Source organism: Falsihalocynthiibacter arcticus (genome assembly GCF_000812665.2).
Taxonomy (GTDB): domain Bacteria; phylum Pseudomonadota; class Alphaproteobacteria; order Rhodobacterales; family Rhodobacteraceae; genus Falsihalocynthiibacter; species Falsihalocynthiibacter arcticus.
On sequence record NZ_CP014327.1, the window covers coordinates 1,200,579 to 1,216,875 of the forward strand.

17 protein-coding genes are annotated in these 16,297 nt (G+C 51.2%); 11 read left to right on the forward strand and 6 right to left on the reverse strand.

Annotation, left to right across the window (positions count from 1 at the left end; translation table 11 throughout):
* Window positions 1-70: 70 nt before the first annotated feature.
* Entirely contained in the window at window positions 71-1,315 is a 1,245-nt protein-coding gene (locus RC74_RS05945) for an argininosuccinate synthase (RefSeq protein WP_039002854.1), read from the reverse strand.
* Between the two features lie 162 nt (window positions 1,316-1,477).
* On the opposite strand from RC74_RS05945, the gene RC74_RS05950 reads away from it, so the two are divergent.
* Together RC74_RS05950 and ilvA are read left to right on the forward strand one after the other, a co-directional pair.
* Complete coding sequence (locus tag RC74_RS05950) at window positions 1,478-2,242, forward strand: hypothetical protein (protein WP_039002852.1); 765 nt, start codon at window positions 1,478-1,480, stop codon at window positions 2,240-2,242.
* A 40-nt stretch (window positions 2,243-2,282) separates the two neighbouring features.
* Window positions 2,283-3,530, forward strand: a complete 1,248-nt coding sequence (ilvA, locus tag RC74_RS05955; RefSeq protein ID WP_039002851.1) for a threonine ammonia-lyase IlvA — start codon at window positions 2,283-2,285, stop codon at window positions 3,528-3,530.
* Window positions 3,531-3,539: 9 nt separating this feature from the next.
* Here ilvA and RC74_RS05960 read toward each other — a convergent pair whose 3' ends face one another.
* The gene (locus RC74_RS05960) at window positions 3,540-3,857 is read right to left on the reverse strand and encodes an Hpt domain-containing protein (protein ID WP_039002849.1); all 318 of its coding nucleotides are present in this window, start codon (window positions 3,855-3,857) and stop codon (window positions 3,540-3,542) included.
* A 182-nt stretch (window positions 3,858-4,039) separates the two neighbouring features.
* Here RC74_RS05960 and RC74_RS05965 point away from each other — a divergent pair, with 182 nt between their 5' ends.
* Window positions 4,040-5,347 carry a PP2C family protein-serine/threonine phosphatase gene (locus tag RC74_RS05965; RefSeq protein ID WP_236940036.1) on the forward strand — a complete coding sequence of 436 codons (1,308 nt, stop codon included), beginning with the start codon at window positions 4,040-4,042 and terminating at the stop codon, window positions 5,345-5,347.
* Here RC74_RS05965 and RC74_RS05970 read toward each other — a convergent pair.
* Window positions 5,328-5,765 carry an NUDIX hydrolase gene (locus RC74_RS05970; protein WP_039002928.1) on the reverse strand — a complete coding sequence of 146 codons (438 nt, stop codon included), beginning with the start codon at window positions 5,763-5,765 and terminating at the stop codon, window positions 5,328-5,330. The genes RC74_RS05965 and RC74_RS05970 overlap by 20 nt on opposite strands.
* 76 nt (window positions 5,766-5,841) lie before the next feature.
* Between RC74_RS05970 and hslO the strand changes: the two genes are divergently transcribed.
* From hslO to RC74_RS06000, 6 genes are all read left to right on the forward strand, one after another.
* Window positions 5,842-6,849 (forward strand): Hsp33 family molecular chaperone HslO, encoded by a 1,008-nt coding sequence (gene hslO, locus RC74_RS05975; RefSeq protein ID WP_039002847.1) that lies wholly within the window; start codon window positions 5,842-5,844, stop codon window positions 6,847-6,849.
* Window positions 6,833-7,441 carry a CoA pyrophosphatase gene (locus tag RC74_RS05980; RefSeq protein WP_052274901.1) on the forward strand — a complete coding sequence of 203 codons (609 nt, stop codon included), beginning with the start codon at window positions 6,833-6,835 and terminating at the stop codon, window positions 7,439-7,441. The genes hslO and RC74_RS05980 overlap by 17 nt, the downstream gene beginning before the upstream one ends.
* Before the next feature lie 43 nt (window positions 7,442-7,484).
* Window positions 7,485-8,594, forward strand: coding sequence for a CCA tRNA nucleotidyltransferase (locus RC74_RS05985; protein ID WP_236940038.1), 1,110 nt, complete (start codon window positions 7,485-7,487; stop codon window positions 8,592-8,594).
* A 26-nt stretch (window positions 8,595-8,620) separates the two neighbouring features.
* Entirely contained in the window at window positions 8,621-10,453 is a 1,833-nt protein-coding gene (locus tag RC74_RS05990; RefSeq protein ID WP_039002844.1) for an ABC transporter ATP-binding protein, read from the forward strand.
* Entirely contained in the window at window positions 10,450-11,670 is a 1,221-nt protein-coding gene (locus tag RC74_RS05995) for a class I SAM-dependent RNA methyltransferase (RefSeq protein ID WP_039002843.1), read from the forward strand. Before RC74_RS05990 ends, RC74_RS05995 begins: the two co-directional genes overlap by 4 nt.
* A gap of 66 nt (window positions 11,671-11,736) precedes the next feature.
* A complete protein-coding gene (locus tag RC74_RS06000; RefSeq protein ID WP_039002841.1) occupies window positions 11,737-12,231 on the forward strand; it encodes a L,D-transpeptidase family protein in 495 nt (164 codons plus the stop codon).
* Here the strand turns inward: RC74_RS06000 and dalA are convergent.
* Window positions 12,228-12,773, reverse strand: coding sequence for a divisome-associated lipoprotein DalA (dalA, locus tag RC74_RS06005; RefSeq protein WP_039002840.1), 546 nt, complete (start codon window positions 12,771-12,773; stop codon window positions 12,228-12,230). The genes RC74_RS06000 and dalA overlap by 4 nt on opposite strands.
* A gap of 156 nt (window positions 12,774-12,929) precedes the next feature.
* On the opposite strand from dalA, the gene RC74_RS06010 reads away from it, so the two are divergent.
* Window positions 12,930-13,520, forward strand: a complete 591-nt coding sequence (locus tag RC74_RS06010) for a L,D-transpeptidase (RefSeq protein WP_039002839.1) — start codon at window positions 12,930-12,932, stop codon at window positions 13,518-13,520.
* A gap of 58 nt (window positions 13,521-13,578) precedes the next feature.
* Here RC74_RS06010 and hemH read toward each other — a convergent pair whose 3' ends face one another.
* Both hemH and RC74_RS06020 read right to left on the reverse strand, forming a co-directional pair.
* Window positions 13,579-14,607 carry a ferrochelatase gene (gene hemH, locus RC74_RS06015; RefSeq protein WP_039002838.1) on the reverse strand — a complete coding sequence of 343 codons (1,029 nt, stop codon included), beginning with the start codon at window positions 14,605-14,607 and terminating at the stop codon, window positions 13,579-13,581.
* 78 nt (window positions 14,608-14,685) lie between these two features.
* Window positions 14,686-15,516: a methyltransferase domain-containing protein gene (locus RC74_RS06020; RefSeq protein ID WP_039002837.1), complete on the reverse strand. Its 831-nt coding sequence runs from the start codon at window positions 15,514-15,516 to the stop codon at window positions 14,686-14,688.
* Window positions 15,517-15,559: 43 nt separating this feature from the next.
* Here RC74_RS06020 and RC74_RS06025 point away from each other — a divergent pair, with 43 nt between their 5' ends.
* On the forward strand, window positions 15,560-16,279 hold the full coding sequence (locus RC74_RS06025; protein ID WP_039002836.1) for a ComF family protein: 720 nt from the start codon (window positions 15,560-15,562) through the stop codon (window positions 16,277-16,279).
* Window positions 16,280-16,297 lie beyond the last annotated feature (18 nt).

Below are 16,297 nucleotides of genomic sequence, written 5' to 3' on the forward strand. Positions count from 1 at the left end.
GAGTCTGGGCGCTAAAATCGCTTAGGCCGAAAAAAATGGGCTGCCAAAATTAATTCGGCAGCCCATGAATTTATTTAAGTGATTTAACGCGGCGATCGCGCATTGCGATAAGTTTTAGGCGCAAGGCTTGAAGCTGAATGAAGCCCGCTGCGTCTTTTTGATCATAGGCGCCAGCATCCTCTTCAAAAGTCACATGACTCTCGGAATAGAGGCTGTGATCCGACCAGCGGCCGACGGTGCGCGCAACACCTTTGTAAAGTTTGAGGCGCACAGTTCCGGTCACATGCTCTTGCGAAAGGTCGATAGCCGCTTGCAGCATTTCGCGTTCCGGAGAGAACCAGAAACCGTTGTAAATGAGCTCGGCGTATTTCGGCATCAGCTCGTCTTTGAGATGCATCGCGCCACGATCCATTGTGATGGATTCAATGCCACGGTGTGCCTCAAGCAATAGTGTACCGCCGGGTGTTTCGTAAATACCGCGGGATTTCATGCCAACAAAACGACCCTCAACAAGGTCGAGGCGCCCACAACCATGTTTGCCGCCTAGTTCGTTGAGCTTGGTCAGGATTGTTGCTGGTGACATTTCAACGCCATCAATTGCCGTCGCATCGCCTTTTTCAAAGGTAATCTCAATGAATTCGGGCGTGTTCGGCGCATCTTCGGGGTGAACCGTGCGCTGGTACACATAATCGGGCGCGTCAATGGCAGGGTCTTCGAGGACTTTGCCTTCGGAGGACGTGTGCAGCAAGTTCGCATCCACCGAGAAAGGCGCTTCACCGCGTTTGTCTTTGGCGATTGGGATTTGGTGCAGTTCCGCAAACTCAATGAGCTTGGTGCGGCTTTGTAAATCCCATTCGCGCCAGGGGGCGATCACTTTGATTTCTGGGTTGAGCGCATAGGCGGCAAGTTCAAACCGGACCTGATCGTTGCCCTTGCCCGTCGCTCCGTGGGCGACCGCGTCGGCCCCAGTTGAGGCGGCGATTTCGACCAAACGCTTGGAAATCAGTGGACGCGCGATAGACGTACCCAGAAGGTAAAGCCCTTCATACTGTGCGTTTGCGCGGAACATCGGGAAAACGAAATCGCGCACGAACTCTTCGCGCAGGTCTTCGATGTAAATATTCTCAGGCTTCACGCCCAAAAGCTCGGCCTTCGCACGAGCGGGCTCAAGCTCTTCGCCTTGGCCCAAGTCGGCGGTGAAGGTAATAACCTCACAGCCATATTCGATCTCAAGCCATTTAAGGATTATCGAGGTATCAAGGCCACCGGAATAGGCCAGAACAACTTTCTTGGGGGCGGTTTTGGGCGCAGACATGATCTTCTCCATATGGGTATCGCCGTGGCGTTACAGGGTTTTGTGCGGTGGGGCAAGTCTAGCGAAAGAAAGTGGGAGAGTTTCGAAAAGGTTGATGCGCGTTGACCTGAAGGTTTTCGGCCTGATAGAGCTATCTGATTGAAAAATTCTGTTGGAGAGACCATGCTTGGCTGGAAAATGTTTACCCATTCTATAAGAATGGTTTTTAGTGATTTTAAAACGTCCCTCCAGATTTCTGGCGTGCTCTATGCTGCGGTTCTTTTCGTGCAATTCTTTCTTTTCAGGTCTCAGTTTGAAGTTGTCGAGGCTGGACGCGAAATCGTTACTCCGTCGCTCATTCCGCTCTTGGCAATTATCATTATCTCCGTTGTCGCCAGCCTTTGGATTGCGGTTTCTTGGCATCGATATGTGTTGCTTGGGGAAAACGGTGGTGTAATGTTACCGCCGTTCCGAGGGCGCGATATGCTTGGCTATTTGTGGCGAAGCGTTTTGATCGGGCTAACTGTGCTCGTCGTAGCGCTTTTTCTACTGTTTATTATGACAGCAATATCGTTGGTTTTAAGGCCATTTCTGTCGTCCGTTGGGCCGAGGGGCTTAGCTTTTCTTTCGGTCATTCTCTTTACGCCAGCGTTTGCTGTATTCTATCGTCTCTCTCCAGTTCTTCCTGCGGCAGCCCTAGGTAAATCGTTAACTCTGAGGGAGGCTTGGATCGCGACGAAGGATATGCGTGGGGCGATTTTAACTCTAGCGTTTCTAACAATGGCGATCTCGGGCGCGCTTCAACTGTTGGCTTCGCTCATTTTACCCGCGGGGTTAGTTTCATTGATGTTCCAAAATGCAGTACTCGGATGGGTCAGCATGATGGTCGGCGTGAGTATGTTGACCACAGTTTACGGCATGGCGATTGAAGGACGTGAATTGCCCTAGGGGCTTGCTCTGAAGTGCAATTCGCGCGACATCTTGGGGCATGAACGATTTTTCCCAAAAAACCCGTGCGGCAACCGAAGCAATGCGGGCGCTCTTCCCCGCGACACCGTTATTGCGCAATGATCACCTCTCTGCGAAATTCGACGCCGATATTTGGCTCAAACGCGAAGATTTAAGCCCCGTCCGGAGTTATAAAATTCGTGGCGCGTTTAATGCTATGTCCAAGGTGCGGGCCAACGATCCGACACAAGAGTTGTTTGTCTGCGCCAGTGCGGGAAACCATGCACAGGGCGTCGCGTTTGTTTGCCAGCATTTTGGAGTTAAGGGCGTGATTTATATGCCCGTCACAACACCGCAACAAAAGATTCAAAAGACCGAAATTTTCGGGAAAAATTTCGTCGAAATCCGTCTGGTGGGCGACTATTTTGATGCGACTTTAGCCGCGGCTCAGGTGTATTGCGCACAGGCGGGTGGTCATTTCCTCGCACCATTTGACGATGAGGATGTGATCGAGGGGCAAGCGAGTGTTGCCGTAGAGGCTTTGGCCCAACTCGGTCGTGCGCCTGATATGATGGTTCTCCCTGTGGGAGGAGGGGGGCTTTCTGCTGGGGTTACTAAATATTTTGCGTCTGAGGCATCCGAAACATCGCTTAAATATATCGAACCCGAGGGCGCAAAAAGCCTAGCCGCGGCTCTCAACGATGGAGCACCGGTCACTTTGGGCCGAGTAGATAACTTCGTGGACGGGGCTTCAGTTGCACGTATTGGAGCGTTGAATTTTGTGGCTCTTTCTACGGTTGAGTTGGAAAACGTCTTGTCCGTACCCGAAGATCGCATTTGTTCGACCATTCTTGAAATGTTGAATGTAGAAGGAGTTGTTCTTGAGCCCGCAGGGGCTATGTCTATCGATGCTCTGGGAGATATTGCGGGTGAAATCCGAGGGAAAACAATAATATGTGTGACGTCAGGGGGGAACTTTGATTTTGAGCGACTCCCCGAAGTTAAAGAGCGCGCTCAACGGTTTTTGGGAGTGAAAAAATACTTCATTCTTCGGCTTCCGCAAAGACCAGGAGCGCTCAAGGATTTCCTGCTTATGCTGGGGCCAGACGACGACATCGCTCGATTTGAGTATATGAAAAAGTCTGCTCGAAACTTTGGAAGCGTGCTTATTGGTATTGAAACCAGAAGCGCCAGGAATTTTCCTATTTTGTTGGAAAAAATGGAAAAGGCTGGGTTTGCATATCGGGATATAACGTCCGATCAAACGCTTGCAGAATTCCTAATTTGACGCAACCGACTATGTCTGATTTGCAAGGAACTCCACTTTGGAGTCTTCGTACGCCTTAAATAACCGAGGCAAATCGACTTCCTCTTTTCGCCCACCGGATGCCGCCTTTTCTCCTTGCTGGCAAACTTGTCCCATGAGTGTGAAGCCCAAGTTAAGGGCGCTGCCCTTTAAAAAATGCATCTCTTCTTCGAGGGAGATTGTACCGTTAGTCGACTTCAACCGTTCAATTACCTCATCGACTTCCTCCAGAAATAGGTCGGCTACTTCCTGAAAGTCCTCGATGCCCACTTCTTCTCGAAGTTCATTTACGCGATCCCAATCGATCATTGTCTACTCCAAAAACTCATCTCTAATTATTGCCGGAACTAATCTAATAGAAGAATATTTATTGGACTAAGCTTAATAATACGTAACTGAAATTACCAAATCCTATCGAATTTTAGGCTTCATCGACTGTTAAGCTGCATGTGTCAGGAGGGGAGGTAGAACCCCTAGGAGCGACCAAAAAAATGTCCGCAGTTATGTCTAGCAACATAGAAAAAGCCGCCATACCCAAAGCAGTTGAGGGCGCAATAAAACGTATTTTGGTGGTCGACGATAGTCGTGCACAGCGCCGCCTCCTTTCGACGATGTTGAAGCGATGGGGGTTCTCTGTTCTGGAAGCCGGATCTGGCGATGAAGCCCTTGAAATCCTTCAGACTCACAGCGCAGATCTCATTCTAAGTGACTGGATGATGCCGGGAATGAGTGGAGTGGAATTTTGCCAAATATTCCGCCAGTTAGACAAGAAAAAATATGGGTACTTCATCCTTTTGACTTCCAAAAGTGAGAAGGAGGAGGTTGCGCATGGCCTCGAAGTTGGCGCCGACGATTTTCTAACAAAGCCCGTTTCGTCCAATGAGTTACGTGCGAGAATCACTGCTGCTGAGCGAATTCTGAGCATGGAGCGCGAGCTGATTGAAAAAAATGCGTTGGTCTCCCGCACTCTAGAGGAAATATCAGCGCTTTATGACACGTTGGATCGTGACCTTATTGAAGCAAAAAAACTCCAGCAGTCCCTAGTGAAGGAAAGATATCGAAGCTTCGAAACAGCTCAAATATCCCTATTGTTAAGGCCTTCTGGGCATGTTGGCGGGGATTTGGTTGGCATGTTTCCTATTAGCGACACAGAAATTGGGATTTATGCAATTGATGTGTCGGGGCACGGCATTACATCGGCCCTAATGACAGCCCGATTGGCGGGGTATCTTTCTGGCGCCTCCCCCAAGCAAAACGTTGCGTTAGAGAAAAATGGCAAAGGAGGTTTTGCAGCAAGGCCACCAGCTGTGGCGACAGAACTTCTCAATCGCCTATGCCTAGAGGAAATGGATACAGAACACTACTTCACGCTGGTTCTCGCTATTTTGAATTTGGTCACGGGTGAAGTGGTTCTAACTCAAGCCGGCCATCCTCATCCCGCGATTCAAAGGGCGGACGGTACAATAGAGTATGTCGGTAACGGGGGGATGCCCGTAGGGCTTATTGAAGGGGCGACCTATGAAGAATGTCGCGCAACATTGTTGCAAGGTGATCGATTATTGATCCTCTCTGATGGTATTACGGAGTGCCCAAATGCTCTTGATGTGATGCTCGAAGAAGAAGGCTTGGAAGCACTTCTGTGGAGAAACCGACATGTCCAAGGGCCAGCGATGCTAGAAGCTCTCGTTTGGGATTTACAAGAATACGCGGGAGAAAAGGAATTTCCCGATGATGTTTCGGCAGCCATGGTGGAATTCGGCCCCCCACCACCCGTCTCGCTCAATGATCAAGACGACTAACGAAATACCTGTCCCCTTCGTTACCCAAAAGGGACGACGCTTCTCTAATCGTCATCCAATGAGCGGTATGAAAAGGTTCAGTTGGCGCGCTCAATCGATAGACGGGCTGGGCTGCGAAGACATGACAAAGTTTTTCTGCCCAGATTTCATATTCGGGCATGAAAACAAATCGTCGAAAAGACCCAATGAATTTTGGGGAAGATATTTTCCAACCAGTTTCTTCACGCACTTCGCGATGCAAGGCGGCAATTCCGTTTTCTCCAAGATCAATGCCTCCACCAGGCAGCTGAAATTCTACGTAGGGTTTGGATTGTAGGGTCACAAGCAGCTTGTTACCACGCGCCAAAATACCATAGGCTCCGGGCCGTAAGACATAGGTTTTTCCCCGCAGTGGCGCTTCTCCGAACCGTCTAATCATCATTCTACCCTTGGACTGTTGATTGCACCCCTTATATAGTCGCTGTAAGCCAACGCAACGAGCGTAAGGAATCCCCATGACTATTGGAAATAAAATTGCTTGGGACGACACAGTCCTCCCTTTTCAACTTGACCGCGCCGACATCCGTGGACGCGTCGCGCGCCTAGATGGCGTGCTAAATTCCGTTTTGGAACAGCACGACTATCCGCCAGCTATTGAGGCGTTGGTTGCGGAAATGACGTTATTGACGGCGCTGATCGGTCAAACGATGAAATCGAACTGGAAACTTTCGCTACAAGTTCGCGGAACTGGTGGTCCTGTCCGCTTGATTGCGACCGACTATTACGGCCCTTCAAAGGAGGGCGATGCGGGACGTGTGCGCGCCTATGCAAGCTATGATGCGGAGAAAGTTGACCCAAATGGCCCCGCCTTCGCGCAGCTTGGTAGCGGATATTTTGCGATCCTGATCGATCAGGGCGCAGGAACGAAACCCTATCAGGGGATCACTCCGATCGCTGGAAATTCTCTCTCGGAATGTGCCGAAACGTATTTCGCGCAATCTGAGCAACTTGCCACGCGGTTTGAATTGACCTTCGGGCGTTCGACAGAGAAGGGCGGCGTTGAAGGCTGGCGGGCTGGTGGTATGATGCTGCAACATATGCCTAAAGCGAGTCCGCTTGCTAAAAAAGACGAGGCGAATGGCGATCAAGGGCTTTTGACGGCAACGGATATGTTGGATCCGGATGAAGAAGACAATTGGAATCGCGCAAACATTCTGTTGGATTCGGTTGAACAGCTAGAACTGATTGGACCAATCGTGTCACCAACCCAGCTATTGGTGCGGTTGTTTCATGAGGAAGCGCCACGCGTTTATGATCCTCAGCCGGTCGAGTTTGGTTGTACGTGTTCGGCCGAGCGTGTCGCGACAACCTTGTCGATATATTCGCCGAAAGACCTTGCGTATATGACAAAGGATGACGGGTCTATTACTGCGGACTGCCAGTTTTGTGGCGCGCATTATGTGTTAGATCCAGCTACTGTTGGGCGCGATGTCGTGAAAAATGCGGATGAGGCAAGTGCCTAGAGACCTTCTACAAGCAATTCTGGATGCCGCCTCACGGGGCGGCTCCTCTGACTTTGATCTCAATAGAAATGTCGTTTTGCCCCCGAACCGTCCTTTGCGTGAAGCGGCTGTCCTTGTGCCTGTGATTGAAACGGACCGTGGGTTTCAGCTTATTTTGACCAAACGGGCATCCCACCTAAAGCACCATCCCGGCCAAATTGCCTTTCCAGGTGGAAAGCGCGATGCGGAGGATGACACCCTCGTTACTACGGCCCTGCGAGAGGCGCAGGAAGAAATTGGACTTTTGCGCGACAATGTCGAAGTTCTGGGCCAGATTCCACCGCATGAAACCGTCACTGGCTTTACAATGACGCCTGTTTTAGGCCTTGTTAGAGCCGAATTCGTACCAAATCCGGAACAGGGTGAAGTGGCTGAAGTTTTTCGAGTCCCTCTTGCGCATGTGCTTGATATTGAACGCTACCAAGTACAGTCTAGGAGCTGGCGTGGTGTTGAGAGAAATTATTATACTGTGCCGTTCGGACCCTATTATATCTGGGGTGCGACCGCGCGTGTTTTACGGCGGATGGCGGACGGTTTAAACAATGCGCATTGAGGGAAGTTGGTTAGATAACCCAAAGACACAAGCCATTTTTACAATGCTTAAGAGTGGGGGCCATCAGGCGTATTTTGTAGGCGGATGCGTTCGCAATGCCCTGCTGGGGGTTGCGACAAATGACATTGATATCGCGACAGATGCAGAGCCAACCCGCGTTTTAGCTCTCGCGCAGGAGAACGGTATTCGTGCCGTTGAAACAGGTATTGAGCATGGAACTGTCACACTTGTTCAGGGCAAAACACCTTACGAGGTTACCACATTTAGGCGCGATGTCGAAACGGACGGTCGACGGGCTGTTGTAGCGTTTTCGACCAATATTAAAGACGATGCGCGGCGACGCGATTTTACGATGAACGCGCTTTACGCGGATTCGGCGGGGACTGTTGTGGATCCATTGAACGGGTTGCCAGATCTACTTGCGCGTCGGGTTAGGTTCATCGAAAACGCCGAAGACCGCATTCGCGAAGATTATCTCAGAATCCTGCGCTTTTTTCGGTTTTATGCGTGGTACGGCGATCCAAATACAGGAATTGATGCTGAAGGTTTGGCGGCCTGTAGCGCGAATTTGGCCGGAATAGAGACTTTGGCCAACGAACGTATCGGCGCTGAGATGTTGAAGCTTTTGGCGGCCGCTGATCCTGCGCCGGCCATGGCCGCTATGGCTCAATCTGGCGTTTTAAGCGCGCTTGTTGTGGGTATGGACGCAAAGACACTACCGATTTTGATTCACTTTGAAACTCAAAACGATGTGAAACCAAACCCCATAAGAAGGCTAGCCATCCTTGGCGGGCAGGAGATCGAACAATCGCTGCGTTTGAGCAAGAGAGATGCAAAGCAATATAATACTTTGCGGAATGAGATCGGCTCAACGAGTGGCGCTGCGGCGCTTGGGTATCGGCTTGGTGCTGGGTCTGCTTTGGATGTGCTGCTTTTGCGCGGTGCGGTTTTTAAAACTCCACTGCACCTTGACGCAAAATCTGAGGTTGCTAGAGGTGCGGCACAGGTTTTTAGTGTAAGTGCGACGGACTTAATGCCAAACTTATCTGGGGCCGCACTTGGCAACGCTCTCAGAAAATTAGAACTCGAATGGATTAATTCGGATTTTGGTTTGTCGCGACATGCACTCATTAAGCGCGTGAAGGATTTTTAGCTTCAGCCAATTGATTTAGGAAAAAAATGAAACTTGATGAGATGATCGACCCTTTCGCACCAGCGTCTTCACCGCCACCGCGCAAGCTCGGAAAGTTCATTAACTGGTGTTTGTCCGGCAGCTATAAACCTCTGGGTATAGGAGCGGGTATTTCCTCCTTGGCGGGGATTACCGAGGTTTCGACCGCGTTATTTTTGGGGATGGTGATTGATGCTGCGCTCGCTGGAGATCCAAGTAGTTTTTTCTCCGGAAATTCCAGCCTTTTATTGATAGCGCTACTCTTCCTAATCGTTTTGCGGCCAATTCTATTGGGGCTATCGGCTCTCATGCAGTCTGTTGTCATCGCTCCCGGGGTTTTTACACAGGTATTGACGCGATTAAACCGCTGGACTTTGGGTCAAACCGTGACCTTTTTTGACAATGACTTCGCCGGTCGAATTTCCCAAAAGCAAATGCAGGCTGCGGGGTCTATCACAGAGGTCGTTGTCGAGACCCTCAACACATTAGTGTTCGCCGCAACCTCTGTGATTGGGGCTGCGGTTGTCATTACCGATGTGGATTACCGGATTACATTGGTTTTTGGGCTTTGGCTTGTCATGTATTGGTTGTTTCTCCGACACTATCTGCCACGCGTCAGGGTGCGTGCACGCGCACGCGCTGGGGCGCGCACGGGGGTCACGGGGCAACTGGTTGATACAATTTCAAACATCAAAACCGTTAAATTATTTGCGCATGTTGATCATGAAGATCGTGCCGCGATCCAAGCGATGAAGGAGTTTCGCGCAAAGGCCACGCACTTCGGCTATCTTTCTGCGCAATTTCGTTTTGGACTGATGATTATCGCAGGTATTTTGCCTGTTGTGATGGTTGGCGCTACACTGTTTTTCTGGACTCAGGGCACCGCGAGCACGGGTGATATTGCCACGACCGGCTCACTGGCCATTCGGTTTGCCCAAATGACGGGTTGGGTTTCGTTTACGTTAATGGGCGTGTTTTCCCACGTGGGTGAGATTGAGGACGGGATGAACACGCTGACTGTGCGGCCAGTGTTGGTTGATGCGGATACCGCTACAGAGCTCGCCGTACCAAGAGGAGAGATTCAATTTGAAGGCGTGACGTTTGCCTATGGCGGTAAAACGGGCGGGATTTCTAAAACCAACCTTACCATTCGCGCGGGCGAAAAGCTGGGGATTGTCGGGGCTTCGGGGGCCGGGAAATCGACGTTGGTTTCCTTGCTGTTGCGGCTCTATGATCCTGAGAAGGGGCGTGTTTTGATTGACGGGCAGGACCTGTCGAAAGTGACGCAGAAAAGCCTTCGGCGTCAAATTGGCATGGTGACCCAAGAGACAGCGATGTTTAACCGCTCGGCCATGGATAACATTATGTACGGCAAGCCCGATGCTGGCGAGCATGAGGTTGTCGATGCGGCCCAACGGGCAGAAGCGCATGGGTTTATTCAGGATCTCGTCGACTATAAAGGGCGGGAAGGCTATGGCGCATTCCTAGGGGAGCGTGGCGTGAAGCTCTCGGGGGGGCAACGTCAGCGCGTGGCTTTGGCGCGGGCCATTTTGAAAGATGCGCCAATTTTGGTGTTGGACGAGGCGACAAGTGCGCTGGATTCCGAGGTTGAAGCGGCCATTCAGACGGCGCTTGAAAACGTCATGGAGGGTAAAACTGTGTTGGCCATTGCCCACCGTCTTTCGACAATTGCAAAGATGGATCGCATAATAGTGCTTGATCAAGGGCGCGTAGTCGAGCAAGGAACCCATTCGGAATTGTTGGAGCAAAATGGGATGTACGCCCAGTATTGGAATCGACAGTCCGGTGGATTTATCGGCATTGAGGAGACGGCAAGGTGAAATTAACAATCGAACGTTTGGGACACTTGGGCGATGGCATCGCTGCAGGCCCCGTTTTTGTTCCCATGACCTTGCCCGGAGAAGTGGTGGAGGGCGATGTCGTTGATGGCAAGATGCCCACGCCGCGAATCCTCACCCCCTCTACCGACCGCGTGAAGCCGATTTGTAGCCACTACAAGTCCTGTGGCGGGTGTAGTTTAATGCACGCGTCGGATGATTTTGTTGCAAATTGGAAACAGGACGTTGTGAAAACAGCTTTGGAAGGGCAGGGCTTGGAAGCCGAATTTAGGCCCATCCAGACTTCGCCTCCAGGATCAAGGCGGCGCGCTGGGCTGGCTGGCAAGCGAACCAAAAATGGCGCGATGATTGGTTTTCACACACGTGGAACGGGGACGATTATTGAGGTGCCCAACTGCCAACTTCTAGACCCTGCGCTTAAAAATGTCGTCCCTGCTTTGATCGATTTGACCATTGCTGGTGCCTCGCGCAAAGGCGAAATAAGCTTCCTCGTTACCCAGTCTTTGGGCGGTGTTGACGTTGTCGCAAAGGGTGGCAAACCACTGGATGAGGCCGCCCGCGTTGAGTTTGCTCAGATTGCGAACCGTCATGAATTGGCGCGCCTCACATGGGACGAAAACATCGTTTGCGAAATAAATGCACCTATCCAAATGTTTGGAAATGCGCGCGTGAATCCTCCGGGGGGGACGTTCCTTCAGGCAACGAGCGAAGGTGAAAAAGCATTGGTTTCTGCTGTGTTAGAAATTGTTTCTGGCTCCAAAAGAGTGCTTGATTTGTTTTCCGGTTGCGGAACGTTTTCTCTTCCGATCGCGAAGATAGCCGAAGCGCATGCTGTTGAAGGTGACGCTGAAATGGTCGCGGCCTTGGATCAAGGGTGGCGTTTCGCGACAGGGCTAAAGCACGTTACAACCGAAGCGCGCGACCTTTTTCGGCGGCCCCTTTTGCCAGATGAATTTAAGGGTTTTGATGCAGTCGTTATCGACCCTCCCCGTGCCGGTGCAGAGGCTCAGATTGCCGAGGTTGCGGTAAGCGGTGTGAAGGCCATCGCGATGGTTTCATGCAATCCCGTGAGTTTTGCGCGCGATGCTGTGGTCCTCAAAAACGCTGGGTACGAGATTGAATGGGTTCAAGTTGTGGACCAGTTTCGGTGGTCGCCCCACGTGGAAATTGTGGCAAAATTTTCGAAGCGGCGCGCATAGGAAAGCTTTGCGTTGCGCAAAATTTGTAGTATCAGCGAAGAAAAGAAGAACGAGTAGGCAAAAAAAATGCGGGCAGTGATCTTTGCGCTTTTAGGCGTAGTGGTATTGATTTTGGCAGGCTGTTCCAGCGCGGTCCAACCGTATACTGGCCCAGAAGTTACCCGCATTGCGGTCTACAAAGACGCGCGAAAAATGTTCCTTTTGAATAATGGCAAAATCCTCAAGTCTTACAATATCGATTTAGGCTTTGCGCCCATCGGTGACAAAGAATTTGAGGGCGACGGCAAAACGCCAGAAGGTGCGTACCGCATCGATCGCCGGAACCCCAACAGCGATTTCTACTTGTCGATTGGGCTAAGCTATCCAAATGTAAATGATGTCGCAGAGGCGCGCGCCCAAGGCAAAAGCCCTGGTGGAGATATCTTTATCCATGGCGAGAGTCGCAACAAAAATTTCCGCGGAACCGATTGGACATGGGGCTGTATTTCGGTCTCTAATCAAGAGATGGTCGAGATTTACGGGATGGTAAAACTCAACACAGTAATCACCGTCTCCCCTTAATTTTCGGCGAATGTATAATTGGTTGAGCCGAAACTATTGCGGCCCGTCACCATTGCCCACCATATTTTACCGCTTGGTTCTTGGTACCACGAAAAGCCCATGTCCTTAGCTTCGGGATCCAGAATGACGCGGCGACTGTCGGCGGTACCCATCCATGCGGACAGAGTTTCAAGCTCGGTTTCATATGTCTCTGATATGTTTTCGCCCGCAAGGATTCCGTTGTATCCCGTACGCGCAACGCGATCTAGCGGCGAAGATCCATCAGACCCAAAATGCCACGCGCGGTTTTGAACTGCCATATCGCGAGCATGAGTGGCGGCGGCCGCAGTCAATTTGGAATCCAAACTCAGGGGGGCTGCTCCGGAAGATTGGCGCAGCAAGTTTACCGAGTCGAGAACAGCAAATTCTACTTCACCTGAACTCGGGACTTTATAAATTGGGGGAAGGGGTTTACCATCTGCTCCAATTCGTACCACATTCGTTGGTTCGCATGCAGCGAGCGCAACAATTGACACGGCCGCAATGAGCACAGATATTTTCATGACATTTTTCCCAAATTCACATCCACTGTCTTTAGCAACGATTTCCCAAGCAATCAAATGAAGTTAGGCGATTTTTGGCCTGATGACGTTTGTTTGAATTGCGACTGCGACTTTAGCGCCATATTATAGCACCTGAACAGAAAAGTGAGTCGAAGTATGCCTGAACAGAAGAATAAGTTTGTGAACCGTCGCAATTTCATCGGTACTTCGGTCGCACTCGCGGGCAGCTTGGCGTTGCCAGCCTATGCGCAAATCGCTGTTGAACCAGAAATTGACGATACGGTACGGCATAATATATCAAGTTTCCGGTCCCTCGACTGGCGGCCGTATTTTTCCGACACGCGCAACGGTGCGATTCTGGTCGACACACAATCGCGGGCTTTGCACTTCTGGTCCGAGGATTTGTCGGTCTATAAATTGTACCCGACATCTGTGCCGCAATCGGACGATCTCACACGTCTTGGGCGTACGTCCATTATCCGCAAAGTTGATGGGCCAAGCTGGTCGCCAACGCCGAATATGTTGAAGCGCAACCCCGAATGGCCGCGTTATATTGGTCCTGGACCTGATAATCCACTCGGAACGCATGCGCTCTATTTGTCGTGGCAGTATTACCGTATTCACGGCACCCAAGACACACGCAAAATTGGCCGGAAATCGTCCAACGGTTGCATTGGGCTCTATAACGAGAATATCGAGACCCTTTTTGGTCTGACCAAGAATGGAACTCAAGTTCTGTTGATTTAGGTTTCTTTTGGTAGCAGTAATGTACGGCATGGAGGCAGAGAGTTTTTTCTGCCTCTTTTTATTTGGTGACCCAGCCTGCTAGGTTTTCCTGAATGATCGTTGTAAGCGCGGCGATGTGCGATGCATCATCATTCAGGCAGGGAATATAAGTGAAACCTTCACCGCCTGCGTGAACAAAAGCTTCCTTAATTTCCTCATTAATTTCTTCGAGGGTTTCAATACAATCCGCCGAAAACGCGGGTGCAATGACGGCAATGCTTTTGTTTCCCGACTGCGCCTGTCGCGCAACCTCTTCGACTGTCGCCGGCTTAAGCCATTCCTCTGGGCCAAACTTGGATTGAAACGTCGTCATGATTTGGCTTTCGTCCCAACCTAAAGCCTCCCTTAGAAGGCGTGTCGTTTTTTGGCATTGGCAATGATAGGGATCGCCCTGTGTCAAATAACGTTCGGGCATTCCATGATACGACGCGAGTAAAATGTCGGGTTTCCTGTCCATTATGTCATACGCTTGCCGAATCGAGCCTGCGAGAGCCTCAATGTATTCAGGGTGGTCGAAATAGGCAGGAACGGTGCGGGCCGCAGGTTGCCAAACTTGTTTGGCAAGGGCGGCAAAGAACGCGTCATTTGCGGTTGCGGATGTCGCGCCCGCGTATTGTGGATAGAGTGGGAAGAATAGAATTTTGTCGCAACCGGCAGCGACCATTTCATCCACTTTTGATTGAGTCGACGGATTGCCATATCGCATGCAGAAATCGACCATAACAGTGTCGCCAAAAGCGTCGGACAGGCTCTGTTTCAGGGCTTTTGTCTGGTTTTTGGTGATCGTCAGAAGCGGGCTTTCGTTTGCTTCGTGGTTCCAAATGCTTTTATACGCCGCGCCCGATGAAAAGGGGCGCTTCGTCAGGATAATGGTTTGAAGCAAAGGCTGCCACTTCCACGCGGGGTAGTCGATCACGCGTTTGTCCGACAGGAACTCCGATAGATAGCGGCGCATAGACCAATAATCGTAATTATCAGGCGTCCCGAGGTTGGCAACTAAAACGCCAATTTTACGGCTCGGCAAGGATGGGTGGTTGGCTGGTTTCATATACTGGCTCTCCTGTCGCTTCGGCTAGACATGAGGTTTTAAACACGCGTGGTCAATCCGGTGATTTCGTCGCAGGGTTCATGTCTTGCGCGGAATCTCAAATTCTACAGTATTGAGGGCGTCCGCAAGGCGCGTCCGAGCAGACCCAGGCCGCAACGGTTTTTGCTGGCTTTCATCAGGTGCCCAACCCGTAAGGAACACGAGTTCAAATGTGGCTCTAATGCGCCCTAGATCCGCCGGAAAGTGAGCGGCGTAGGCCTCGTTTATGGTCTCAATTTCCCTGCGAGTGACGGGCTTCTTGTGGCGATGTTCTAGAGCGTTTGCTTCTCCCATCTCGCGTAAATCCTGCATCAGATGCTGCGCACTTTTGTAGGTCACGTTTTTTGTGACGCAATCCGCCACTGGCAACGCAAGACCCGCGCGTTGCAGCAGGCCGCCCAAATCACGAATTTCCGCCATGGGCGCAACGCGAGGCGACAGCCCGCCCGTCAATTTCGTCTCAACTTCAGCCCAAACTGAGCGCAACTCGGAAAGTGTTTGCCCGCCAAACATCGCCCCAAGGAACAGTCCATCAGCCCGCAACCCACGGCGACATTGCACCAACTGCCCCACCAGATCGTTCGCCCAATGCAGCCCCATGGCATGAATCACCAAATCATGAGCGCCAACCTCCAGCGCTAAAACGTCCTCTTCGGGTACTATTTTTGCGTTTGGGAGTATTTTTTCCCAAATTTGCGGGAATCCGGTCACCACAGCGGGGTTTGTAAACGATCTGTTAACCTCACTCAGTCTCTCCTCAATCTCATCGGCGGCCACTTGTTGCAAAAACAAGGCGTCCGTTCCTCGGATGCGATTACGATGCAGGGCGAGCGCTTTGGTGTCGGTAAGTTTTGGGGGTGTGTTGGTCATTTGGCGTCCTTTGCTGGCCGCAATTTAGAAAGGTTTTGATGAAATGCAAAGTCCTGTGCGCCTGTTCTACCCATCTCAATGCATTTCTTGTGGAGAACTTGTCGATTCCGAGGGGGCGCTGTGTGGTTCATGTTGGCGAGATACGCATTTCATTACGGGCACAATTTGCGATTGTTGTGGGGTGCCCCTTCTTGGCGACAGTGCACCAGACGAAATTTTGCAGTGTGACGGATGCCGCGATCATCCACATGTTTGGGATCGGGGTCGTGCGGCATTTGTCTATAGAGACACTGGCCGCAAGCTGGTTCTTGGGTTGAAGCATGGAGATCGCCAAGAACTTGCCGCTCCTGCCTCAAAGTGGATGGCACGGGCGGCGGAGGATATAGTTGACGACGATACAATTGTTGCGCCAATTCCCCTACATTGGTCTCGATTTCTGAAGCGGCGATACAATCAGTCGGCGCTTTTGTCGCGTGGGATCGCGACCCAGCTGGGATTGGAGCATTGCCCCGACTTGCTTAAACGCGTGCGCCGAACGGTGAGTTTGGAAGGGCTTGGCCCCAAGGAACGCACCGCAACAGTAAGTGGTGCGATTGCTGTTAATCCGAAAAGGCAACATTTGATTGAGGGACGTCCGATCCTGCTGGTGGACGATGTTTTGACCACAGGGGCAACCTTTGACGCGGCGGCAAGGGCCTGTTTCGCATCACAGGCTTGCGAGGTAAATGTAATAACCCTAGCGCGCGTTGCACAGGATACCTAAGTGTCTGTATAGTTCCGA